Here is a 24414-nt window from a genome sequence, read left to right on the forward strand (position 1 = left end):
ATTATTTCGCAGAAGGAATTACAGGGACAAAGCCTTCGTTGAGCTCCTTGGTGTTCAAACGTTGCATCTCTGCAAGGTAATCATCAATACTGAGCTTCCCATCATAGACATCAACAATGCCTTCGTATGCGTACAGTCTTGTTTCTGGAGGATAGAATGCCCAAGTTGTATACCCGAAGGAACCTTCATCCAAGGCCGTGTTCACCATTGCCCACATATCTTGTACGATAGGTGATAGATTTGCAAATTGCTTTTTGTCGATTACTTTAGGTGCAATATCAAGACCGGATTCCAAAAACATGCCTTGGAATTCATCACGCATCATATTGGATAGAATATATCCGGAAATATCTGCATTCTTTGTAGAGGCTGAGGCACACCACATTCCTCCGACTGCCAATGGCATATGCGGTTTTTCAACATTGTTTATTGCAGGATGGAGCATTACACCAATTTTTTCATAATCTTCTTTTTCAAGGGGAATGATCCAGTAGGGAGCCCATGTTCCTTCAATTTTAAATAAGGCTTTTCCACTGGTGAATGCATTGATTGCATCATCAGAAGTGAGGATGTAAGACTTTCCATCAGCAAGGTATCCTTTGTCATTCCACGACTTGGCCAACTCGACAGTCTTCTTGAAAGCTTCGTTGTTCCAACCTTGGGCGTCTTTCCCTTCAATCGTGTTTTTCAGTAAATCACGACCGGTGTAGCTGAAAAGGATTGAAAGATACCATTCCTGGGCCCATGGCCAATCCTGTGAACCAAGCATCATGGGGATGTACCCGGCATCCTTGGCTTTTTCGAGAGCCATCTCAAAACTGGTAAGGTTAGTCAAAGATTCAGGGGTAAGCCCTAATTCTTTCATGATGTCTTTGTTGTACCACATCACCATTCCCTCATATCCGAACGGGAGCGTATATACCTTGCCATTGATTACTGCCAGTTTATAGGCCCAATCAAAAAGGGTGCCCTGCCAATCGTACTGTTTTGCATAGGGAGTAAGGTCCAGAAGAAGACCGTCTTTCTGGTAGCGGTTTACATCGGCAGGAGAGTCAATAGTAAAAATATCTGGTTTGTCATTGGAACTCATCCGGGTATTTGTTATATCCATACCTTGTCCAGTGACTAGCCTTAGTTCATAGGAAGTGCCGTTTTTCTGATTGTATTCACTAACAAGCTGAGAAAAAATCTTTTGCTGTGTGGCAATCTGTCCTTCTTCCGTAACATTGGAAGAAATCTCAATTACTTTCTTTGCTGTTTTTTCGCTTTGTCCGTTCGCAAATAGTATGCCAAAGGAACAGAGCATAATCAGCAACAGAATACCCTTTTTCTTCATAATAAAACCTCCAACTGTTTTCTATATGTCTAGAGTATTCTAGTTATTTGCGCACAGCACTGCAAATTTAACACAAAACTATGCAAAAACGACTATTTTGAGATTTCTACTATAGGATTTTTTCTCCATACAGAGGGCGGCTGGCCTGTTTTATTTTTGAATTGGCGGTTGAAATTACATAAGCTGTCAAAACCACATTCAAGAGAGATGTCCAGAATTGATTTTTTCTTGTCCCTAAGCATTGCCATTGCAACCTTCAATTTTACCTCAGTCTGGAATTCCTTGGGAGAAATGCCAATTTGGTCACGAAAAAGTTGCCTGAAATGAGATTCAGAGAGGTAACATCGTTCAGCGACTTCGGAAATGGGACAATCCAGATTTTTGAATTCTGTGAGCAGGTCCAGGGCTCTGAGGATGCGGCTATCAATAGTTTCTCGTTTATCAAAAGCTGCCGATTCAATGATTCCTTCTTGATTACTCAATTGTCGAACAATATAGGAGGAGATTGAAATAATCAGTCCTTTTGCTATTTCCCTGTACCCCTGTTGTTTTTCTTCCAGCTCATGGTAGAGAATGCCGAGCAAATTGGAAAAGTCCCGATGTTTGTTCCTGTCAGCAAAAAACATTGAATTTGGAGGAATTTCTTGGGCATTCCAGTCTTTCGGATTGAAATAGAAAAATATCCAATGGTTCTTTTTGTCCGGATTGCTATTGTTGGCTCTATGATAGACCAATGGCCCCATAACAATTACATCCCCAGGTTTATAGGATTGAATTTTCTTTCCCTGTATAAACAGGCCATACCCTTCGAGGCAGAGTCCTATCTCAATTACATCGTGATTATGTAACTGGTTGATCTCATCGTTTGAGGCATCATGATGAAACCAGTATAGGGGGAAATCTTGATCCAAAGCGATGTTGACCAAGGAATAGGAGAATTTCAAATTATGTACTTTTGCTTTTGAAACTGGTTTGTCCATGAATTGGATGGTAACAGAAAATGACTAGCATCGCAAATACGAAATATTTTTGCACGAACGGACTGGAAAATGGTTAGCTTTACATCATCACACTTTTCTTTCTTATTTGCTGCAAGACTGTAGGAGGAAAGAGTGAAAAAAATATGGTAATAAATGAAATATATCTAAAGTATCGCCAGAAAGATAAAATTGAATTCGTCCTAATAACAAAGCATAAAAGATTACTCAGGACTAGGTACCCTGTATTAGATAGGTGTAACCTATTGCAATCAAGCAAACACAATGCTAATAGCATGTTCCCTGGAGGTATTCGAGGCAAGGAAAACCAAATCTTTCTGTTCGGTCAGTTCTGTTGTTTTCCCGTCGAAGGCAGGTAGACTGGTGCAAGGTTCCAGACAAATCGTATTTCCTTTCATCTTTGGCCGTTGCCAGATTACCAGTTGGGGAAACGTATCATAGCAAATGGTCAATCTATGGGGGGAATGTCTCTGTGAGAACGTAACCTCACCGCCGGTACCGTACAAAATACGTGCATCGTTGTCAAAGAGTTCATGGGTAAGGTCGAGCCTGCTTTCTTTGAGGGGGAAGGGTAAGCGCTTTTCCAATGCCAACTTGGAAAGGGCAATGGGTTGTTCTTCCAGAACGGTTGCCTTTGGAAATTCCAGAAAGCAGTGTGAGAATTCGCCTCCTTCTATAGGTGCGTTGAAGGCAGGGTGGAACCCAAAACCATAGTACATGGCTTCCTTCCCTGTATTGGTGACTTTTGGGATAATTTCCAGACAGTTTTCCCTCAACCGATAGGTCAAATCGAAGCGGAATGGAAACGGATATTGAGATAGGGTGTCAGCATCGGAACAACAAAAAAGGGTCAGGGAATTATTATCCTGGTATTCTACAGAAAATTCTTTGTTTCGGATAAACCCATGGATGGGAATTTCATATCCGGTTCCCCTGTACGTATATCGATTGTTACATTGTCTCCCAACGAAAGGAAAAAGGAATGGGGAACTTTGGATAGCTGGATCAGTAAGATAAGACAAACCCTGCGGTGTGGAAATCGAGCAGGGTCTTGCTCCCAAGGAATCGATTGTAAGATGCAGAAACTCATTTGACAGCGTAAAAAACATATATCCCCCAAAATCACAGGTACCTGTGATAGTACCTATATTGAAGGAATCAGGGAAGGGCTAGCAAAAGAAAAGAAGATTTCCGCGACCCTGTATCATCAGACACAACGCTGGTCTTTCTTTTTTCTACATCCTATCTTTGAGCGCAGTACATACCAGCATTGCTGTCGAAAACGCGGCTTGTAAATTATAGCCTCCGGTATCGCCATCAAGGTCTAAAACCTCCCCAGAGGCAAAGAAGCCGGAGACTTTTTTTGACTCCAAGGTTTTGCGGTCGAATTCAATGAGGGAAAGACCCCCTGCGGTGACCATTGCCGAGGAAAAGGATTTTTTGGCAGAAACTACCAGGGGAAAATCAAGGATATTGGTAACCAGACTTTTTCTTTTTTCTTTTGGCAGGTTGGCACAGGTTTCTTCCTTTCCGATTGACGAGTAAGCAAGGAGCTTCTCTGCCAGGCTGGAGAAAATGCCAAGGCTTTTGAGCAGCGTAAAGACTTGTTTTTTCGGGCTGTCCTGTAACAAAGCCAACAACTCTTGTTTTTTTGTCTCTTTGTTCTCGGTTTGGACCAAGGAAGCACAGAGAAGGTCGCCTTTTATCAGTGACCTCGCATTGTTCATGATAACAGGGCCGGAGACTCCGTCATGGGTAAAAAGCATATCCCCTTGTGAGCGCAAGTAACGCTTTGCTTCCCCTTCATGGAAAAAATCAATGAGCGAGCTCCTGATCGCATTGCCTGCAAGCTCTACAAATGGATATTCCTTTACTGCAACCCCGACCAAAGAAGGGGTAGGGGGCACAATGCTATGTCCCAAGGCCTTGGCAAGCGCGTAGCCATCGCCCGTCGACCCGGTGGTAGGATAGCTCATGCCTCCCGTTGCAAGGACGACTGTTTTTGCCTGATAGCATTCTTTGTTCGTCTGTACCGAGAAACCCGATTCTGTTTTTTCGATGGATGCAACTCGTTCCCCAAAATTGAACTGCACCCTGTTTTTCAGGGAAGCGGTGTAGAGAACGTCCACTACGGACTGTGCTTTCAGGGACTGGGGGAAAACCTTCCCGTCTTCCCTGACAACCAGTTCCAAGAGCTGGTGTTCAAACCAGGCTTTTGTATCCTTGGTTGAAAACTGCATCAACGCAGGTCTGAGGAAATTGCTTTGCTGCTTGTCTTTGAAATGGGACAGGAATGTATTGGTGTCGTCGCAATTGGTGAGATTGCACATGCCTCCGCCGGTAATCAGAATCTTTTTACCCGGCCTGTCATTTTTCTCCAGTACCAATGCCTTCAGACCTGACAGATTTGCTGCCAAAAAAAGCCCGCTCGCCCCGCTTCCAATGATAATAACGTCATACATGGGATAAAGCATACAATACAATTGCTTTTGTGTCTTTTCCCTTACCTTGCAATTCTCTCACACCTGATTCTTTTTGCCGTGTACAGGCCCAATAGGATATAGATGCTGGTGAGGAGAAACACCACTGGATAGCCCAGTTTCGTTACCAGGATGCCTGCAAGGATAGGGTAGAGGATGTTCATGAAAGAACCAGCTCCTGCAAGGCCTGCATAGATACCCCTGTTCTCGTCATTGGAAATCTCAAGCAAAACCCCAGCTGTCACAATTTGGAAGACTGCACCGGTTGCCCCGCTGAGTAAAAAGACCAGCGAATAGAGCAGGGGGCTAGAGGTGAGCAACAGGGCCAGAACCAAGGTTGCTGATCCAAGACCGATGAACAGGTACAGCAAGGGACGATACTGTTCACTCTTGGAAAATAGTTTCAATAGGATGTTGAAAACCAAGCTTCCAATCATTCTGGCAAGCAGGAAGGTTCCCACCAAGCTTCCGTTTATCTCGAACTTGGTCCTTGCAAACAGAATCAAAAAAGGGATGGTGGATAGAAAAACTCCCGAGGTATTCAACAGCCAGAGGTAAAGCCTGAGGTTTCTGTCTTCTTTCAAGGCCTTTGTGAACATTCCAAATCGTTTTGTAAGCGTTATTTTCTCTGTAAGGGGGGCATCGGTTTCCTTGAGCATCCAAAAGCCCAAGGTAGCAAGTGACAACAGAATTCCCGAAAGCAGAAAGAGCATGCTGTAGTTCAAAGGATAAGGAAGGGCTGTAAGGATGAGCTTAACCAAGAGGGCCGAGACGATAACCCCGACACTGGATATCAGTTGTTTTGAGACCAAGAGTCTTTTGCGCCTCACAGGCTCGATTACTCGCCCCATGATATCAGTATAGGAGATATTGGCGAAGGCTCCGCTAAACGAGAACAGGGCCATCAGAGAAAGAATAGCCCATACCTTCCAGTTAGCCTGTTCTGTGAGGGTTTTCAAGAATAAACCCATTGCAACAAGGGCAACTACCCTGAGATAGATGCCAGCTAGCAAAGCAGGTTTTTTCCTTTTGAGCGGGATGATAAGACCTGCAAAAACCAGTTGCATGAATCCTGCTCCCCCGATCATGATGGCAGACAAGATTCCCAGATGGAAAGACGTCGCGCCAGCCTCGGCAAGCATGTTTGGAATCACTGTGTTTATATCTATGAAATTCAGCGTCAGGGCCAAAAAAAGGGCATGCACAAGAAAGCCGTTCATGTTACGGTTCTGATTTACTTCTTGTAGGTTTTTAGCAGGTGTTTTTTTCATTACTGCTTTGAATATAATGAAAAATCAGCAAGAATTCCACCGATTCCCGTTATTGGAAGCCAATTGGTCACTCGCTATGTAATCATAAGTCTTGTTTGACCCAACCCTTGTTGGAAACCAGCATATTGAAGGCTTTTTCTTCAGCTGTTTTCAAATGATATTCCATTGCCTGGGCAGCTTTCTCATAGTTCTGGGCAAGCAACTGGTCGATGATCACTTTATGCTCCATCTGCGAATCGTTGATTCTGCCTTGGGTGAAACCTGTCAGGATTCGTATCCGTTGGTTCTGCATGGTTGTCTCATTAAGACAGGAGAGCAGGTACGTGTTTGCACAGGCCCGGTACAGGGCATTGTGGAAACTATCGTCTGCAATCAGTTCTTTCTCGAGGCTTTCCTCTGGGTTGTTATCAGAGAACAACTCAGAAAACTCCAAAAGCAAATCACGGGGGATTGCAGCCCCGTAGTTTCGCAGGATATAGGGTTCGATAAGGATTCTGGTCTCGTACAACATGGCGATTTCATTGATGGAAAGGTCGCTTATCAAAATGCCTTTCTTGGGAATTATTTTCAATAGGTGTTCTTGCTCCAGCCTGCTCAAGGCTTCGCGGATAGGGGTCCTTGAGCAATTGAGTTCTTCCTGGATCATCTTTTCATTTATAAAGGAATTGGGCATATATTCGCATTTCAGGATTTTGTCCTTGATCAGTTCATATGCTTGTTGTTTGAAGTAAGTATCTGCCATAATTCACCTTGCTTATGTTGTTTCTGGGCCCATACGCTATAGAATGGGGGAATTTCCGCTCTATTGTCAACAAATATGGGAAAATCCTCAGGTTTTTCTACCTAATTTTCCTGAATTTGTAATTATGTGACATAAATCCATTAAACGTCGATAGTCACTCTTTATCCTGCATTTTGTACAATGTATCGCGCATTTTTTCATTTCATTGTCTCTTGGGGGTATTTTTACCCAAAATGAAAGTAGTAGATAAAAAATACGCACATTTATTTTCTTGACAAGGGGAAAATCATAGGTTACTGTGATGTATACAACAAGAATACAACACAGTAATTAAAACATATTTGCTGTAGCTTGAAAATATTGGATATGCAAAAAGTATTGTAAATCCAAGTATTATATGTAAATATGAACCAAATGGGTTCATAGCAATATTTTCTCAAAGGGAGAGATACCAAATGAAAAAGACTTTTATTGTAATGTTGGCCCTTGCAGTACTTGCCAGTGGCTCAGTGTTTGCAAACGGTTCAAGTGAAACCAAGGCTGCTGCAAAGCCCGCCCAGGTTGTCAAAGTGCAGATTGGTTTTGAGAATTCGCTTACAGAACCTGTCGGACAGGGCCTGCTCAAGTGGCAGCAGCTCGTCAATGAAAAGGGTGACGGTAGCATGGAAATCGTACTGTATCCCGATAGCCAACTCGGAAGCAAGAATGAGCTTATCGACTCAATGCTTCTTGGCGAACCAGTCGTTACCCTTGCAGACGGCGCTTTCTATGCTGACTATGGTGTAAAAGACTTTGGTATCCTTTTTGGACCCTTCCTCTTTGACACTTGGGAACAGGCTTGGACCCTTACCGAAAGCGATTGGTACAAAAAACAGAGTAGTCTGCTCGAAGCAAAAGGACTGAAGATTCTTTCCTCCAACTGGAAATACGGTGACCGCCATACCATGACTACTAAACTGGTCAAGACTCCTGAAGATCTCAAGGGTGTCAAGGTCAGGGTCCCCAGCAACCAGATCCAGACTGAAGGTTTCAACGCGCTTGGTGCCGTAGCAGTCGGTCTTCCACTTGGTGATGCTTACGAGGCACTTACCACCGGAACCATCAGTGGTGTCGAGAATCCGTTTGCAACCCTTTATGGAAGGAAATTCCAGGAAGTTGCAAAGTACTTGTTGCTTGACGGTCACGTAAAGAACTTCACCACTTGGGTAACCGGTACCATGTTCTTCAATTCCTTGACCCCAGCACAGCAGGAACTTCTGGTCTCCACAGGCAAGGAAGCAGGCTTCTACAACAACGAAGTACTTGACCAAGCTGAGCAAGGTTACAAGGACAAGATGATAGCAGAAGGTGTAACCATCACTGAGATGACTGCAGAATCCCGTAAGGCTTTCAAGGAAGCTGCACAGTCCTTCTACGCAAACGGTGCAAAGTTCGGTTGGTCTGATGGCCTGTACGAGACTGTACAGAAGGCCATGATTGCAAAATAAGCTCATTAAGGGGTGAGGAATAAAGTGGAAAAGAAAAATGAACGGCTTGGCTGGTTGCGTCACCTAGACATAATTGCAGCAGGAATCGTTCTTGTTTCCCTGGTAGTTCTAACCTTGGTAGGGGCCTTGTCCAGGTATATCCTGGACAAGCCTTTTACCTGGATGGAAGAAGTGCAACTTATGCTGGAAGTATGGGTTGTGTTTTTGGGTGCAGGATATGGTTTCAGGGTAGGGTCGCATGTGGCAATCGAGATTATCATTGAGTCCTTGCCTGAAAAGGTACAGAAGGTGTTCGATTTCATTATCACTTTGATTGTAGTCGGAACCCTGTTATACCTGTTTGTGCAGAGTATTGGGTATTTTAACTTGTTTGTAAGGAGCGGGCGTGTAACGAGCATCCTGCAGATACCCTACAAATATATCTATGGGATCGTTCCTGTATGCTGTGTGCTGATGTTGTCAAATTATCTCTATGTCTTTGTAAGAAAGTTGCATGGAGTCGATATCGTTAAAGAGGTAAGTGAATTTTGAACGGAATAATAACCCTGACATTTATTACCCTGTTACTCCTATTGTTCATGAAGGTCCCTGTATATATAGCGATACTCGGATCGTCACTCCTCTATTTCTTTCTTACTCCGGGAGTAAACTCAATCGTATTCGCCCAGCAGGTCGTAGGTGGCACGGAAAGCATTTCCCTGCTTGCCATTCCCTTCTTCGTGTTCATGGGCGCTTTGATGAATTATAGTGGGATCTCGAGCAGAATCTATGATTTTGCCAGCATCCTGACCGGTCGCATGCGTGGTGGGCTTGCCCAGGTAAACGTATTGGTCTCGACCCTTATGGGTGGCCTTAGTGGTTCCAATCTCGCAGATGCGGCTATGGAAAGCAAGATGCTTGTTCCACAGATGGAGCGAAAAGGTTTTTCCAAGCCATTCTCAACAGTAGTAACGGCCACCTCGTCGGTTATTACCCCGCTTATTCCCCCTGGAATAGCCATGATTCTGTATGGAAGCATTGCCAACGTATCTATCGGAAAGTTATTTGTCTCTGGCCTTGGGGTTGGGACTCTGCTTTGTGTAACCTTGATGGTGCTTGTCGCGGTGATTTCAAAGAAACGTGATTACAAGCCGATTAGGACCGAGAAACTGACAAGAAAAGAGATTACCACCGCAACGAAACCTGCCATTCTACCTTTATGTATCCCCTTGGTTATAATTGGGTCGATTCGTCTTGGGATTGTGACCCCGACTGAGGCAGGCTCGGCAGCAGTTGTCCTAGCCATTGTCTTGGGGGTTTTCTATAAGGAACTTGATTTTAAGAGCTTCAAAAAAGCAGTCACGGAGTCGGTTACTTCAACCTCCTCGATTCTATTGATTGTTGCTGCAGCCACTGTTTTTTCCTGGGTACTTACCAAGGAACGAATTCCTCAGCAACTTGCTGACTGGTTGATCGGGACCATCAATAACAAATATGTCTTCCTCTTGATCGTCAATGTGTTTCTTTTGGTGGTTGGAATGTTTGTTGAAGGGAATGCCTCGATGATTATCCTGGTTCCGCTTCTTGCCCCCATAGCAAAGGCTTTTGGAGTCAACGAAATACATTTTGCCATGATTTACATTTTCAATAATGCAATCGGGGCACTTTCTCCTCCAATGGGAACGTTGATGTTTGTGACCTGTGGTATCACCGGTTGTAAGACTAAAGATTTTATCAAAGAAGCGGTTCCTTTTTATCTGGTGATGGTGCTGGAATTGTTTTTGCTCACTTATGTGCCGTTTTTCTCGACAGGTTTGGTAGACCTTCTCTATTGACCTTACCGTATTCTCACTCAATGATGACGATCAAAAACATCATGGAGTGAGTAGCATTTTTAATATTGATTAATGTATACATTAGATATACAACAATAAATTAGGAGTATTGTCTTGAAAGCCATATATATCAACAGAGCAAAGGATGTTTCCATACGGGAAATTGAAAAACCCGTTCCCAAAGAAGGCGAAGCCCTTTTGAAGGTTCTCTATGGTGGCATCTGCGGTAGTGACCTTGGGTCTTACCGCGGAACCTTTGCTTATTTTTCCTACCCCCGGGTCCCCGGCCACGAACTTGCAGCCCAGATTGAAGAAATCGGGCCAAACGAATATGGACTTGAAAAGGGGATGGTAGTTACCTGTAACCCCTATTTCAATTGTGGTACCTGCTATTCCTGTCAGCGTGGCTTGGTAAATGCCTGCACAGACAACCAGACCATGGGGGTCCAGCGTGAAGGTGGCTTTAGCGAGTATATAACCATGCCAATTGAGCGGATTATCGATGGCAAGGGTCTCGATGCGAAGACCTTGGTTCTTATCGAACCGTTCTGCATCGGTTATCATGGGGTCAAGCGGGCACAGGTCGGTCCCAAGGACAAAGTCCTTATCGTAGGATCGGGCACCATCGGGGTGCTTACTGCCGTTGCTGCCAAAGCCGTTGGGGCAGAGGTCTATATCAGTGACATTGCCCCCAAAAAGCTCGAGTATGCCATGCAGTTCGGTATCGACGGTACGCTTCTCAATGATTCTGCTGAGCATCTTGAACAGCAGGTACATGCGATTACCGGCGGTAATGGATTTGATGTTGCCATAGAGTGCGTAGGTCTTCCCTCAACATTCCAGAACTGCATAGACTCTGTCGCGTTTGGCGGAAGGGTAGTGCTTGTAGGAGTGGGTAAGCAGAACCTTGACTTTAATTTTACCGCTATTCAGAAAAAAGAATTGAATATCTTTGGTTCACGCAATGCTTTAACCAGTGATTTCAAAGAATTGATCGCTATCGTAAAGGCTGGAAAGGCCGATATTGCAAAGGTTGTAACCAACGTTTATGCTTTTAATGATGCTCCACAGGCTTTTGCCGACTTTGACAAAAATTCTGCAGAGATGCTTAAGGTTTTGATTGCATTCTAAGGAAGGAAATCGTATATGAAAAAAATCAATGAAGTCGTAGAAAAGAAAAACGGACACTATCCTGAAAAGGTACTTCAGTTTGGGGAAGGGAATTTCCTCCGGGCCTTTGTGGACTGGATGATCGATGAAGCCAATGACGAAGGTCTGTTCGGTGGGAGTATCGTACTCTGCCAGCCCATTAGCCAGGGAATGGTTGCCAGACTCAATGCCCAGGACAATGTCTATACCTTGGTTATGAGAGGATTGGAGAACGGCAAGAAGACCGAGAACATTAAAGTCATCACCTCGGTTTCCAGAGGCCTCAATCCCTATGAGGATTATGATTCCTATATCGATCTTGCAAAGAGCAAGGACTTACAGGTTATCGTGTCCAATACCACCGAAGCCGGTATTTCCTACAGTGAAGGGGACAAGCTTACCGATACCCCTCCCAACTCATATCCTGCCAAAATTTGTTCCTTTCTCTATACACGATACAAACATTTCAACGGGGACAAAGCCATGGGGATCCTGTTGCTTCCTGTCGAACTCATTGAAGACAATGGCCCTGTATTGAAGAGAATCGTGTACCAGTATGCACAGGAATGGAACCTTGAGAAAGGTTTTATCGAATGGATGGATGCTTCCTGCACGTTTGCCAATACCCTTGTCGACCGTATTGTTACCGGGTATCCGAGAAACGAAGCCGCTTCATATGAAGAAAGGTTTGGCTACAAGGATGATATGATCGATACTTCTGAGGTTTTCAACCTTTGGGTTATCGAGGCTGATAAAAAGTACAGTGAGATGTTCCCCATTGCCAAGACCAAGGCCAATGTCATCTGGACCGACAATGTCAAACCCTATAAGATGCGCAAAGTGAGGATTCTCAACGGTGCACATACCTCGACGGTTCTAGCCGCCTATCTCAGCGGGTATGAATTCGTAGGGGAGTTTGTCAAGGACGAAGAATTTTCTGCTTTCCTCAAGGATCTTATCTTTGGTGAGGTCATCCCTACCATCCAATTGCCCAAGGATGAACTTGCACAGTTTGCCGATGCCGTGTTTGAACGTTTTGGCAATCCCTTTATAAACCACAGGTTGCTTGATATCTCTCTCAATTCTGTTTCGAAGTATGTGGCACGGTGTCTGCCCAGCCTGGAAGACTATCTTGCAATGGAGAAAAAACTTCCTTCCCACCTGACATTCTCACTTGCTGCACTCATTAAGTTCTATGATGTGAAGAATAGCGAGCAAGGGTATTTCGGGATCAGGGAAAACGGGGATATGTATCCGGTAAAGGACACAGCAGAGAACCTTGCTTTCTTTGAGAAAGCCTGGCAGGAACAGGATCTTTCTGTTTTGGTTAAGAATGTACTCTCCTGCAAAACCCTCTGGCAGCGTGACCTTACCGAGATTGAGGGCTTGTATGACGGTGTCCTTGCTCACCTGAAAGGTATTGTTGCAGATGGCGTAAAGGCTACGATCAAGAATTTGTAAGGTTTGGTGATAAAAAAATGGGGCCCTGCTGCAATTGAGTCTTGCAGGGGCCCTTTTTTGTAGTTAACAGTACATTCCAAATGGCCAATAGGTTGCACGGAACATGGTTGTGAAGATGCCAAAAAAGGCAATGAAGAAAATAAATACTAAAGAGCTGAGTATCAAACCGATGATGCTCATGATATAACCTGCCTTGGCTTCTGCATCATACTTCCTGTTCTTGTTGCCCTGTACGATTCCTATGATACCCATAATGGAACCGGCAAGGGAAGCGACCCCTGTTATCCCGCATACCAAAGATAGAATGCCAAGAATCAGGGCTGTCAGGCTGCTGCTGTCTCTTTTGGGGTAGGAAGGTTGTTGTTCTTGCCCACTATACGGTTGTCTGTCATCCATAGTGTTTCCTCCACGGTTTAAATATACAGGCAAACAGGACATAAAGCAAATAGGTCGATAAAAAACGGACCCCTTACGGAGTCCGTTTTGAACAGAATCGTGAAAATTCTTACAGGGCGCCAAAGATAATCTTGGCGACAAAGAGACCGAAGACTACCCAAGTCATGCCAGAGATATCTTTACGCTTGTTGGTAAAGAATTTGAGGAGGACATAGGACAGGATTCCGAACATGATGCCATCGGCGATGCTGTAAGCAACAACCATGAACATGATGCAGAGGAATGAAGGGATTGCCTCGGTCATATCGGTCCATTCGATTTCCGTTACAGGAGTCATCATCATGACACCTACGATGATCAAAGCAGGAGCTGTTGCAGCTGAAGGGATCGATTCGAACAACGGAGCGAAGAACAATGAGAGCAAAAAGAGGATTGCAACGGTAAGGGAAGTCAAACCGGTACGTCCACCTTCTACTACACCAGCAGAGGATTCGACAAATGTGGTGACAGTGGAAGTTCCGAGAACTGCACCGAGCGTGGTTCCAACTGCATCAGCAAACAAAGCTTCTTTACAGTTGGGGATTGATCCGTCGCTCTGGATCATGTCAGCCTTGGTAGCACAACCGATGAGGGTTCCTACTGTGTCGAACATGTCGACGAACAGGAAGGTGAACACTACAACGATAAAGTCAAGGGACATAACCTGGGAGAAGTCAAACGGGAAGAAGTAGGGGGCAGGAGGAACGAAGGAACCGCCAGCATATTTGGTGATCCCGAGAGGAATTCCAATAATGGTGGTGAGTGCGATGCCAATCAGGAGTGCACCGTTTACCTTGAAAACAAGGAGGATACCGGTGATGAGCAGGCCGAGCATTGCCAAGCCAGCAGGTCCCATATACCAATCGGGATTGAGACCGACCAAGGTGGCTCCTCCGATTACGATACCTGCGTTCTGCATACCGATGAACGCAATGAAGAGCCCTATCCCAACCCCAATCGCTTTCTTAAGGTTTGCCGGGATGCTGTTTACGATTGCTTCGCGAATATTAACAGCGGTGAGGATGAGGAAGATGATACCTTCAACAAAAACGGCTGTCAAAGCGAACTGCCAGCTATACCCCATTCCCATAACTACCGTGTAGGTAAGGAAGGCGTTCAAGCCCATTCCCGGTGCGAGGGCAAACGGAAGGTTTGCCAAAAGGGACATAACCAAGGTAGCCACAGCAGAAGCTATTGCGGTTGCTGCGAAGACTTTTGAGAAGTCCATTCCTGCCTGTGACAGGATTCCGGGGTTGACAGCGAGAATGTAAGCCATCGTCAGGAAGGTTGTTACACCAGCCATGATCTCGGTCTTTACATTTGTCTTTCTTTCTTTAAGTTTAAAAAACTTTTCCATCTATGCACTCCTTGCAGATGATGATTTATAATGCCTATTCTAATACATCAAACCAATCAAGTACAGAAAAATCTTTACATTTATCATATACCAAATTATCATTGATGAAATGTTATTTCAGGGAAAAAAAATAGCTTGATTCTGCACTATATGTAAAAAAGGATTTATAAATCTTTTTTATACACTAGTGAAATAATGTAGTACAACAATAGTATTTTATTTGAATTGCTTGGATTTTTTCCTTTTTTTCCCCTTGAACTATTTGTGCAAGGTGTTACACTGGAAAAAAAATGTGTTGCAATTTGTTGCTGGTTTGGAGGAATTATGCAAGATAAGGAAAGTAGGGCAATGAGTATCGAAGTCGCGACAGGGCGAAAAACCGCCGATTTGTGCGTAACCGGTTCCCATGTCCTTGACGTATATAATAAAGAATGGTTCGAAGCCGATGTCTTGGTGAGCGGAGGCCTCATATGTGGTTTTCTTGAGCCTGGGAAAGGTGAGGCCAAGAAGATAATCGATGCCGAAGGCCGTTACCTCATCCCTGGGTTTATCGACAGCCATGTTCACATTGAGTCATCGCACTGCACCCCTTCGGAGTTTTCAAACCTTGTCGTGCCCTGCGGAACAACAACTGTGGTTGCCGACCCTCATGAAATTTGTAACGTCTGTGGTCTTGCAGGGCTCGATTATATGCTTGAGGATTCCAAAAACACTCCTTTGCAGGCTTTCTTTATGGTTCCTTCCTGTGTTCCTGCAACCCCGTTCGAGCATAGCGGGGCAGTTCTGCTCGCTTCCGACCTTGCAAAGCGACTGGGCCATGAACGGGTTTTGGGACTCGGTGAGATGATGGACTATCCAGGGGTCATTGCCGGTTCGTCTATGGTCTTGGATAAACTCTGGGAAGCAAGTCTTAGCGGTAAGGTCGTTGACGGACATAGCCCTGCTATCGAAGGATCTGATCTGGACGCTTATTGTGCGGCCTCTATCCATACGGACCATGAATGTGAGACCCCTGAGGAATTGAAACAACGAGTCAGGCGGGGAATGTATGTCATGCTTAGGCAAGGCTCTGCCTGTTGCAATGTTTTGGGCTTGCTTGGAGGGGTGACCCCTGCAAACAGCCGGCGTTGTCTCTTCTGTACCGATGACCGGCAACCCAAAAGCATTCTCAAGGAAGGCCATATCAATAATAATGTGCGCCTCAGTGTCGGCGCAGGGCTCGACCCCATCGAAGCAATCTGTATGGCTACGGTAAACAGCTCCGAATGTTACCGTCTGTTTGACCGTGGGGCTATTGCCCCGGGCCTCCGGGCTGATTTCCTATTATGTGATAATCTTGAAGCTTTTTCCATGCACCAGGTATTTGTGGGGGGCGAGCTGGTAGCCGAGGACGGCAAGATTGTGCAAAAGGCAGTTTCGGGTCCAGCTTCCAATGTCTCAGGGAAGATGCTGGTAAAAGGTTTTTCGAAACAAAGGCTACATCTTCAGCTGAAATCGGACCATGTCAGGGTTATCGATATCATTAGCGGTGGCGTGGTCACCGGCGCAGGCGAAGCGTATGTGACGGTAAAGGATGGGCAATGGGTTCACGATAACAAGCAGGATGTTATCAAACTGGCTGTTATCGAACGGCACCATGGAACAGGAAATGTAGCGGTTGCCTTGCTCAGGGGGTACGGACTCAAAGGTGGAGCTGTAGCAACCTCTGTTGCCCATGACTCCCATAATATTATCGTCTGTGGCGATAATGACGAGGATATGGTTTTGGCTGTAAACCATCTGGTAGAACTCGGAGGAGGCATGGTCATTGTCAAGAAAGGGAAAATCCTGACCGATCTGCCTCTCCCCATTGCAGGCCTCATGACCAGTATAGAGGGGGTAGATGTTGCACGCAAACTTGATGAATTGCATTCCGTTACCCAGCGTGAGCTTTCGGTAAGCGAGACAGTGGATCCTTTCATGACACTTTGCTTTATGTCGCTCCCTGTCATTCCCGCCTATAAATTGACAGATATGGGCCTGTTCGATGTGCGCAAATTTGAATTTGTTCCCTTGGAGTTATAAATCAAAAGATAAGGGTTTTATCCCCGACTTTGCAAACAGTCATGGGGGTATCATAGAGGGTGGTCAACGCTTGTGAGGTGACCACCTCTTCTTTTTTTCCGAAGCAGAGCATCTTTCCTTTGCGGAGCATAGCCACATGGGTGGCCACTTCGAAGGCAAGGTTTGCATCGTGGGTTGTAAAAAGCAGGGTTTTGCCTTTTGCATGCAGGTTATGCAGAATCGAAATCACCTTTTGCCGGTTCGCGGGGTCAAGGGCGCTGGTAGGTTCGTCCAATAGCAGGATTTCACTTTCCTGGGCAATGGAACGGGCAAGCAACAACAATTGGTGTTCTCCCCCTGAAAGTGTAGTAATGGAGCGTTTTGCAAACGATTCAAGCCCAACGGTTTCCAGTGCCTGGTAGGCAATCTCGACATCTGAATCTTTCGGGGATTCCATCTCCGAGAGATAGGGTGCACGTCCGAAGAGGGTATAGTCAAGGACGGAAAAGGAAAAATTGTAATTCTCGCTCTGGGGAACCAAGGCGATGGTCCTGCCCAGTTCTTTTCTTCCATACGATGCGAGGTCGCGACCGAAAAGTCGAATACCATTTGCCTTTTTCCACGATAAGACCATATCCATAAGGGTACTCTTGCCTGCACCGTTCGAACCTAGCAGGGCAACGGTACTCCCGGTTTCGATTTCCAGGGAAAGTTCCTGGATGGCCTTTGTTCCGGAAGGATAGGTATAGAAAACCTTGTCTAGTGTGAGAGCATTCATGCTTTTCCCTCCTGGTTTCTCAAGGAAAGTATAACCATAAAGGTAATAGCGCCGATAAAACTGGTTAACAGCCCAATGGGGATTTCTGTTGCAAGGATTGTACGTCCCACTGTATCGCAGAGAAGCAAAAAAATGGCACCCATGACAGTAGATCCTGGCAGGGCTGCTTTGCTGTCGGAACCGAAGATTTTCCGTGCAAGGTGTGGCATGATCAGGCCAACCCACCCGATGAGGCCAGTGATGGATATAGTCAGGGTTGTTCCTACGGTAGCGACCAGTAGAAGGATTACCCGGTCACGGTTCGGGTTCAATCCTACTGAGAATGCAGTCTTCTCCTGCAGCGAGAGCAGGTTGAGTCTCCATCGGTATCGCAAAATTACCAAAAGACACAGCAGGACTATGGGCATGATGGAGAAAATTTGACCCCAGTTGCAATTCCAGAGTCCTCCCATCATCCAGAAGGTAATATCCTGAAGGTCCTTTGTCGGCTCCGCGACCAGTTTGATTACCCCGAGTGCTGACGTGAAAATAGCGGAGACGGCAATTCCAGACAAGACCAGCCTGAGTAACCAGCCTCCGAAACGAAATCTCTTGGCCAGAAAATAGGACATGATGAGTGCCAGCAACCCGAAGACAGTTGCACTTACCTGCACGAGGTAGGAGCTGTAATTACCCAGGACAATGACCAAGGCTGCCCCAAAGGCAGCTCCTTGGCTTACTCCCAGAAACCCTGGTTCCACCAAAGGATTTGAAAAGAGCATCTGGAAAGTAAAACCGGAAGCACTGAGAATTGCTCCTGCCATGATTGCCAATAGGATTCTCGGAAGCCTTACGTTGAAAATGATAGTAGACATCAGCTTGTCGTCTGCAAGGTTGCGGGGAAACGTAATGCCTCCCTTTGGATACCTGCCGGCAAAAAGGAACAGGCAAGAAAGAAGCACAAGCAACAGACAAAGCAACAACAGGACGAGCCTGTTGTGCTTTTGGTCATTCCTATAGGTAGTTGTGGCGTTCATACAGTATCTAGTTAAGGGAAATCGAGGTCTTGTAGGCGCTTAGGAGCGTATCGAGTACCTTTTGGTCTGTAAGGCCATAGAATTCCCTGTAAAAGGAGGTAATCTCTTCTTCCATGTCGACTGAAGCAAAGAGCTCGGGATAAAGGTCCTGGGCCATCCACTGCATTCCCAGAATCCAGGTTGCCACCGGCTGGATGTAGTTCATCATATCCGAAGGGGTTTCCTCCACATTATGGTTTTTCACTGCCTTGAGATTTGCCCATATGGGGGAACTGTAAATTTCATTGACATATGTTTCTGTCGGAGTCTTATAACTGACAATATAGATTTTGTCAGGATTCCATGCAGCTATCTGTTCAAAAGAAACGGTACTCCAACCATTGGAAGCTGTATTTGCACCTTTCCATACAGGAACTCCCCCTACATTCTCTGCCATCCAGGTCTGCATCCAGGAATCAGGGGCGATTTTGAAGGAAGAGGCATTGTCCGTGGTTACTCCCTGCAAAATCAGTACTTTCAGCTTGTTCTCGGGTGCCAGAGAAGAAACCGTATTGGTAATGGAATCCAGGCGTTCCTGGAATAAGGAAAGGATCTGTTGTGCGCGGGTAGTATTCTTCAATAGCTTCCCCAGTTGCGTGATTTCAGTTTTCCAGTCCTCATACGATTCAAGGTTCATGGTAAAATTGGGAATTCTGAGCTGGTCGAGTTTTTTCCCGATTTTTTCATAGTTTGCAGTCTTGGTGAGTACGATTTGCGGGTTCTGGGCCGCAATTTCCTCTGCACTCGCATTCTGGCTGATGCGGGGTTTTTCATCGAGAGAGGGCCTGATCAGGGAGAAAAAGTCCCCAAGCCCTTGGTCAGTAATGGGAAGCGTCAAATCCATTGCTTCAACCTCGGGGAACAAGAAAAGCGCATTTGCACTCATATTCCCGGCTTTTCCCGCGATAATGACCCGATAGGGTTTTTCTTCTAAGGTTACTGTGCGTCCATTGGCATCGGTAGCGGTATAAAACCCGCTATCCTGCATTTCTTTCTCTGCATTTCCCTGGGAAAAAAGCAGAACCGGCAAAAGGACAAGCAAAATAAACAATATTTTTTTCTTCATGGTAGATGGAGACTCCTATTAAATGTTGCGAACGGTTGCAGTTTACCATTGTATATATAAAAATGCAATCGAATATACTCACACCAGGCAATCCTTTTCTCCTTGATACCTTCCCTTATTCGGGGTACTGTATAGACAAAACTTCAAGGGGTTGCATTATGGCAGATCACACCATACAGGAATCTATATATATACTGAAAAAGAGTTCTACACGACTTTCAGTGAGTACTGATAAGCAGAGAAACGATCTGCTTTTAGCCATTGGGCAGGGTCTCGTAGACGATTGGGCAGAAATCGAAAGGGCCAATGCCCTTGACCTTTCGGCAGCGGAAGCAAACGGCGAAAAAGAAGCACTGGTCAAACGACTGGTATTCGACATTGAGAAACGGGACAGTGTCATTGCCGGACTCAAGCAAGTCGCTGCCTTGCAGGACCCTATCGGGAGAGTCTTGGAACGGCGTTTGCTGGACACCTCTTTGTTGCTTGAACGTGTCAGTTTTCCTATCGGGGTTATCGGGATGATTTTTGAATCCCGGCCGGATGCCCTTGTCCAGATTGTTTCACTTTGCCTGAAAAGCGGAAATGGCATCATACTCAAGGGTGGGAAAGAGGCTGCACATACCAATGCTGCTTTGGTTGCCTCCATATATAAAAGTGCCGCTTCTTCTCCTCTAGGTTCTGAGTGGCTTCTGTTGCTGACCAGCCATAGTGACGTCGATGTGATGCTCAAGATGGATGGACTGATAGACCTGCTCATACCCCGTGGTTCCAATGCTTTTGTGAAATACGTCATGGACAATACTTCCATACCCGTCCTTGGTCACGCGGCGGGTATCTGCCACATGTATGTCGACAAGGAAGCCGACCTTGCAATGGCAAGCGAATGTGCCTTCGACTCCAAGACCCAATACCCTGCAGCCTGCAATGCAATAGAGACAATTTTGGTGCATAAAGACATTGCCCCTGTATTTCTTTTGATGCTTGCCTCGCGTATGGCTGACAAGCAGGTGATTCTGCATGGAGATTCCCAGACGCGATCTTATATAGACTGTCTTCCCTGTACACAGGGTGATTACGACACGGAATACCTTGCCCTTGAGCTAAATATTAGGGTAGTCGATACCTATCAGCAGGCTTTGGACCATATAGCAGAGCATGGGTCCCATCACACCGATGCGATTATTACGAAGAACAAGGAGCTCGCCAACCTGTTTATGAGGGAAGTCGATTCTGCTGATGTCATGGTGAACTGCTCTACCCGGTTTGCCGATGGGTTTAGATTCGGCCTTGGGGCTGAGGTCGGTATCAGTACGGCAAAAATCCATGCCCGGGGACCTGTAGGGATTTCAGGCTTGATGAGCAGCAAATGGCTGCTGCAAGGCGATGGTCAGGTTGTTGCATCCTACACTGGCTCAAATGCGAAGCCTTTCTTACACAAGGAACTGGCTATTGGGGAGGAATCGAAATGAATCGCGATTTTTCCCAGGTGCAACGGGTGGTGGTAAAAGTCGGAACGAACCTGCTCTCTACAGCTGAAGGCATCGATGAACATTGCATCGAGGATATCGTCTCCCAGATTGCTATACTTATGGGAAAAGGGATCCAGGTCCTTTTAGTCTCCTCCGGGGCTATCGGGATGGGAGCCAAAGAACTCCATCTCAAGGACGCTGTCAAACAGGTGGCTATGCGACAAGCCTGTGCTTCCATCGGGCAACCGATTCTGATGAGCAGTTACCGTAAGGCTTTCAAACACCATGGCATAGTCTGTTCCCAGATTCTTCTTACCCGCAAAGATATGAACAACCGTCATACCTATGTGAATTTACGGAACAGTGTAATGACCTTGCTCGACCTTGGGGTAGTGCCAGTCTTCAACGAGAACGACGTGGTAAGCACGGCTGAAATTGGTTCTGCCTTTGGTGATAACGACAGGATGAGTGCCATGGTGGCCAGCAAAATTGACGCAGACCTTCTGATTATCCTTACCGATATCCCCGGGGTTTATACTGCCGACCCGAAAAAAGACCCAAAGGCGACTCTGCTCGGAGAAATAGAGATGCTCGACGAACAGATTTTCTCCTACGCGGGGGGGGCTGGGAGCACCTTCTCGACAGGGGGAATGAAAACAAAACTGCTTGCGGCAAAGATTGCCGCAGTAGGTGGATGCGGATCCATTATTGCCAGTGGATATGAGAAGAATTCACTGGTACGACTTTTGGAAGGGGAACCTTTGGGTAGCTATATCCATCCTTTACAAAGGATCAGCCAGAGGGCACGTTGGATTTTGAATAATTCCCACCTAGGCTCGGTGACGGTGGATGATGGGGCAAAAAAAGCTTTGTATGACCACAAAAGCCTGTTGCCCAAAGGTATTGTCAAGGTGAGCGGGGTCTTTGGACAGGGAGATGTCATTCAGGTCTGTTCTGAGGACGGTAAACCTTTCGCCAAAGCGGTACCTTATTATAACAGCACCGATATTGCTCTGCTTGCAGGCCATAAGAGCAAAGATATCGAAGAAATCCTTGGTTCGGGGAAAAAGGACGTAATCTTTCGTCCGGAGGATTTGGTGTTTTTGGACAATGTTGAATAATTATAGGATTTACCGCAGGAGACAGGACCTTGGGACACGGATCAATCAGTTGCATTGTACTGAGCAACTTGCTGTAGGTATTCTCGATACGGGAAATCTCCAGCAATTGAAGGAAACCTTGGATTGGTTTCTCGCAGAGATCAACTGTAGCCTGCACGTGGTTACCCAAGAGGATCGCATCGATGTCGTTGCAATGCAGGAAGCCTACCGAGAGGTTACCTTTTTGGTTTTCTCAACGATGACCTTTGCAGGTGAACGCATTAATGCCGTGGCAAATGAATGTCACACCAATTATTTTTTGATTGTCAGGAGCGACCAGATTCTCATCCGGTTTGATGGTAACAAATTGCTATCCCTCATGGGGAAAAGTGACCATCCGGCAGCCCTTGCTGCGGTAATTGCCAATGGGAAATGTGAAGTCGTGCCTTGTGTCAGGGCCCCCTTTATGGAGGGGAAGAAAATTGAACCGCGTTCCTATTTTCCCAATATGGAGGATGATTCTACCCTCGACACCTTGTTTCCTGTCATGTGTATCGGCTTCTATGACCGCGCATTGTTTCAGCGGATGCGTGGTTTCGATGAGCAGATCCATAGTGAATACTGGCAAGCCTTGGACTGGGGAATCCGGTGTTACCTCTATGGGTATACCATTCAGGTAACCCAGGCCCTCATGGTTCAGTTTCCCCAGAGGGATTCGGTAATCGAGGATAGGACCGAAGCGGATGGTTACCTGCGCTGTTACACCAAAGCTTTATCCGTCAGCCAGATCAATGGGAAAAACATGGCTCGAAAATACAAAGGTTTCGTAGATAAGGAAGTATTCAGGGAAGATGTGAAGAAACGGATGATCTGGTTGCAGAAAACAGATTTCCCGACGCTTTGTGAAAAATGGGAATACCCTTTGAAGGAGAAACCGTGAGAAAAGGGCTGATCGTTCTGCTTCTCCTCGGTTTTCTCTTTCCCCAAGGATTGCTCTTTGCCGTGGAAAACCCTTATGACTATCCTGTTTCAACCGTAATCATTGATGCAGGCCATGGCGGGTATGATCCCGGGACCTCCTCGGCCTGGGTTTTTGCTGGGGGAACGATATTCGAACGGGATATCAGTCTCGATATAGCCAAGCGGGTGTATGCCCTTCTTTCGGTAATCCGTCCGGATTTACAGCTTGTCATGACTCGTTCTGACGATACCTTTGTCAGTCTGGAGGACCGGAGTCGCATTGCTTACACCACTGAATTGCCATTGAAAACCAGTGCGTTATTCGTATCCATCCATGTTAACAGTGCAGAGAACAATGAGGCCAGGGGATTTGAGGTATTGACCAAAAAACAAGGGAAGTCAGTGACTTTACTCAATAGTGAGACACCCACTGGCAATATAGTACTCTATTCCCCTTTTACTTCAGTGCAACTCAATCGCTTTTTGAATAACAGGAACCTTGTCATCGCCAAGACGTTTGAACAAGTATTGGCACAGAAACTGGAAAGTTCCAAGGACCGGGGAGTCAAGGAGCAAGACCTATATGTTCTCAATGCCTCCCGGATGCCTGGGGTTTTGGTCGAAGTAGGGTTTCTGTCCAATGAACAGGAAGCGCAAAACCTTGTTTCCCCGCAGTGGAGACATTCTGTGGCAGAAGCAATTGTCCAAGCTATTATACAATGTCTCTGAGAGGATGGCTGGTATGGATAATTTTGATGTCAAGAAAACCTATGCCTCGGTGTACGGGGCAAAAGAGCAACCTTCTTTGGTGACAGTGCCCCCGCTTCCTTATTTTATTGTCGATGGACAAGGTGAGCCCGCAGGAAAAGAGTACGCCCAATCTGTAGAAATCCTCTATGGTTTGAGTTTTACGCTCAAGATGGCATACAAGAGTGAATCCTGGTACAAACCCTTTGTCGTAGCACCCCTTGAAGGGGTATGGTATGCCTGTCAGGAGGAAGCCCGTTCGCTCTGGAGATGGTCGAGCATGATATGCCAACCTGATTTCGTGACCAGTGATATTTTCTCGCAGGTACAGGTGTTATGCCGGTCCAGGAAAAAGATTCCCACGGAGCTTTCCAGATTCTCCATTGTTGAGGATGGTTTATGCGTGACGATGCTGCATAGAGGTCCCTATAGCGAGGAGAAGCGTTCTTTTGATGCAATGGAATCTTTCTGCCTGGAGAACCATGTCGTGAGAAACGGTGATATGCACCGCGAAATCTACCTTTCTGATCCAAGAAAAACAGCCCCGGAAAAACTAAAGACTATCCTTCGGTACTCCGTTTCAAGGATATAAAGGAAACATTCCACAATTACCTCCTGGTTTCTGTATAAAAATAGAAGGTCTTTCCCCTGGCTTTGTAGGTCGTT

22 protein-coding genes are annotated in these 24414 nt (G+C 45.9%); 11 read left to right on the top strand and 11 right to left on the bottom strand.

What is annotated here, in order from left to right; translation table 11 throughout:
* Nucleotide 1 precedes the first annotated feature (1 nt).
* The 6 genes from SPIGRAPES_RS15755 to SPIGRAPES_RS15780 all read right to left on the bottom strand — a co-directional run bounded on the left by SPIGRAPES_RS15755 (nucleotide 2) and on the right by SPIGRAPES_RS15780 (nucleotide 6827).
* On the bottom strand, nucleotides 2-1336 hold the full coding sequence (locus tag SPIGRAPES_RS15755) for an ABC transporter substrate-binding protein (RefSeq protein ID WP_014271753.1): 1335 nt from the start codon (nucleotides 1334-1336) through the stop codon (nucleotides 2-4).
* 92 nt (nucleotides 1337-1428) lie between these two features.
* Nucleotides 1429-2316 carry a helix-turn-helix domain-containing protein gene (locus tag SPIGRAPES_RS15760; protein ID WP_014271754.1) on the bottom strand — a complete coding sequence of 296 codons (888 nt, stop codon included), beginning with the start codon at nucleotides 2314-2316 and terminating at the stop codon, nucleotides 1429-1431.
* Between the two features lie 269 nt (nucleotides 2317-2585).
* A complete protein-coding gene (locus tag SPIGRAPES_RS15765) occupies nucleotides 2586-3443 on the bottom strand; it encodes an aldose epimerase family protein (protein WP_014271755.1) in 858 nt (285 codons plus the stop codon).
* 126 nt (nucleotides 3444-3569) lie between these two features.
* Nucleotides 3570-4808, bottom strand: coding sequence for a BaiN/RdsA family NAD(P)/FAD-dependent oxidoreductase (locus SPIGRAPES_RS15770; RefSeq protein ID WP_014271756.1), 1239 nt, complete (start codon nucleotides 4806-4808; stop codon nucleotides 3570-3572).
* Between the two features lie 29 nt (nucleotides 4809-4837).
* Nucleotides 4838-6085 (bottom strand): MFS transporter, encoded by a 1248-nt coding sequence (locus tag SPIGRAPES_RS15775; protein WP_014271757.1) that lies wholly within the window; start codon nucleotides 6083-6085, stop codon nucleotides 4838-4840.
* Nucleotides 6086-6167: 82 nt separating this feature from the next.
* Nucleotides 6168-6827, bottom strand: a complete 660-nt coding sequence (locus SPIGRAPES_RS15780) for a GntR family transcriptional regulator (protein ID WP_014271758.1) — start codon at nucleotides 6825-6827, stop codon at nucleotides 6168-6170.
* A 455-nt stretch (nucleotides 6828-7282) separates the two neighbouring features.
* Here SPIGRAPES_RS15780 and SPIGRAPES_RS15785 point away from each other — a divergent pair, with 455 nt between their 5' ends.
* The 5 genes from SPIGRAPES_RS15785 to SPIGRAPES_RS15805 all read left to right on the top strand — a co-directional run bounded on the left by SPIGRAPES_RS15785 (nucleotide 7283) and on the right by SPIGRAPES_RS15805 (nucleotide 12738).
* The gene (locus SPIGRAPES_RS15785; protein WP_014271759.1) at nucleotides 7283-8314 is read left to right on the top strand and encodes a C4-dicarboxylate TRAP transporter substrate-binding protein; all 1032 of its coding nucleotides are present in this window, start codon (nucleotides 7283-7285) and stop codon (nucleotides 8312-8314) included.
* Between the two features lie 24 nt (nucleotides 8315-8338).
* Nucleotides 8339-8845 carry a TRAP transporter small permease gene (locus tag SPIGRAPES_RS15790; protein ID WP_014271760.1) on the top strand — a complete coding sequence of 169 codons (507 nt, stop codon included), beginning with the start codon at nucleotides 8339-8341 and terminating at the stop codon, nucleotides 8843-8845.
* Nucleotides 8842-10128 (top strand): TRAP transporter large permease, encoded by a 1287-nt coding sequence (locus SPIGRAPES_RS15795; RefSeq protein ID WP_014271761.1) that lies wholly within the window; start codon nucleotides 8842-8844, stop codon nucleotides 10126-10128. Before SPIGRAPES_RS15790 ends, SPIGRAPES_RS15795 begins: the two co-directional genes overlap by 4 nt.
* A 114-nt stretch (nucleotides 10129-10242) precedes the next feature.
* Entirely contained in the window at nucleotides 10243-11259 is a 1017-nt protein-coding gene (locus SPIGRAPES_RS15800) for a zinc-binding alcohol dehydrogenase family protein (protein ID WP_014271762.1), read from the top strand.
* 15 nt (nucleotides 11260-11274) lie between these two features.
* A complete protein-coding gene (locus SPIGRAPES_RS15805; RefSeq protein ID WP_014271763.1) occupies nucleotides 11275-12738 on the top strand; it encodes a tagaturonate reductase in 1464 nt (487 codons plus the stop codon).
* 63 nt (nucleotides 12739-12801) lie between these two features.
* Here SPIGRAPES_RS15805 and SPIGRAPES_RS15810 read toward each other — a convergent pair whose 3' ends face one another.
* Together SPIGRAPES_RS15810 and SPIGRAPES_RS15815 are read right to left on the bottom strand one after the other, a co-directional pair.
* A complete protein-coding gene (locus tag SPIGRAPES_RS15810; RefSeq protein ID WP_014271764.1) occupies nucleotides 12802-13134 on the bottom strand; it encodes a DUF4190 domain-containing protein in 333 nt (110 codons plus the stop codon).
* 109 nt (nucleotides 13135-13243) lie between these two features.
* Nucleotides 13244-14530 carry an NCS2 family permease gene (locus tag SPIGRAPES_RS15815; RefSeq protein WP_014271765.1) on the bottom strand — a complete coding sequence of 429 codons (1287 nt, stop codon included), beginning with the start codon at nucleotides 14528-14530 and terminating at the stop codon, nucleotides 13244-13246.
* 324 nt (nucleotides 14531-14854) lie between these two features.
* On the opposite strand from SPIGRAPES_RS15815, the gene ade reads away from it, so the two are divergent.
* Nucleotides 14855-16594, top strand: a complete 1740-nt coding sequence (ade, locus tag SPIGRAPES_RS15820) for an adenine deaminase (RefSeq protein WP_014271766.1) — start codon at nucleotides 14855-14857, stop codon at nucleotides 16592-16594.
* Nucleotide 16595: 1 nt separating this feature from the next.
* On the opposite strand, the gene SPIGRAPES_RS15825 is transcribed toward ade, so the two are convergent.
* From SPIGRAPES_RS15825 to SPIGRAPES_RS15835, 3 genes are read right to left on the bottom strand one after another with little or no spacing between them, the layout of a single operon-like run.
* Entirely contained in the window at nucleotides 16596-17351 is a 756-nt protein-coding gene (locus tag SPIGRAPES_RS15825) for an ABC transporter ATP-binding protein (protein WP_014271767.1), read from the bottom strand.
* Nucleotides 17348-18367 carry a FecCD family ABC transporter permease gene (locus tag SPIGRAPES_RS15830; protein ID WP_014271768.1) on the bottom strand — a complete coding sequence of 340 codons (1020 nt, stop codon included), beginning with the start codon at nucleotides 18365-18367 and terminating at the stop codon, nucleotides 17348-17350. The genes SPIGRAPES_RS15825 and SPIGRAPES_RS15830 overlap by 4 nt, the downstream gene beginning before the upstream one ends.
* A 7-nt stretch (nucleotides 18368-18374) precedes the next feature.
* Nucleotides 18375-19472, bottom strand: coding sequence for an ABC transporter substrate-binding protein (locus SPIGRAPES_RS15835; RefSeq protein ID WP_014271769.1), 1098 nt, complete (start codon nucleotides 19470-19472; stop codon nucleotides 18375-18377).
* A gap of 158 nt (nucleotides 19473-19630) precedes the next feature.
* On the opposite strand from SPIGRAPES_RS15835, the gene SPIGRAPES_RS15840 reads away from it, so the two are divergent.
* From SPIGRAPES_RS15840 to SPIGRAPES_RS15860, 5 genes are read left to right on the top strand one after another with little or no spacing between them, the layout of a single operon-like run.
* A complete protein-coding gene (locus SPIGRAPES_RS15840; RefSeq protein WP_014271770.1) occupies nucleotides 19631-20941 on the top strand; it encodes a glutamate-5-semialdehyde dehydrogenase in 1311 nt (436 codons plus the stop codon).
* A complete protein-coding gene (gene proB, locus SPIGRAPES_RS15845) occupies nucleotides 20938-22062 on the top strand; it encodes a glutamate 5-kinase (protein ID WP_014271771.1) in 1125 nt (374 codons plus the stop codon). Before SPIGRAPES_RS15840 ends, proB begins: the two co-directional genes overlap by 4 nt.
* Nucleotides 22052-22981, top strand: a complete 930-nt coding sequence (locus SPIGRAPES_RS15850) for a hypothetical protein (RefSeq protein WP_014271772.1) — start codon at nucleotides 22052-22054, stop codon at nucleotides 22979-22981. Before proB ends, SPIGRAPES_RS15850 begins: the two co-directional genes overlap by 11 nt.
* A complete protein-coding gene (locus tag SPIGRAPES_RS15855; protein ID WP_014271773.1) occupies nucleotides 22978-23730 on the top strand; it encodes an N-acetylmuramoyl-L-alanine amidase family protein in 753 nt (250 codons plus the stop codon). Before SPIGRAPES_RS15850 ends, SPIGRAPES_RS15855 begins: the two co-directional genes overlap by 4 nt.
* Nucleotides 23731-23743: 13 nt before the next feature.
* Nucleotides 23744-24340, top strand: a complete 597-nt coding sequence (locus SPIGRAPES_RS15860) for a GyrI-like domain-containing protein (protein WP_014271774.1) — start codon at nucleotides 23744-23746, stop codon at nucleotides 24338-24340.
* Nucleotides 24341-24414 lie beyond the last annotated feature (74 nt).

It is taken from the genome of Sphaerochaeta pleomorpha str. Grapes, assembly GCF_000236685.1.
Classification (GTDB): domain Bacteria; phylum Spirochaetota; class Spirochaetia; order Sphaerochaetales; family Sphaerochaetaceae; genus Sphaerochaeta; species Sphaerochaeta pleomorpha.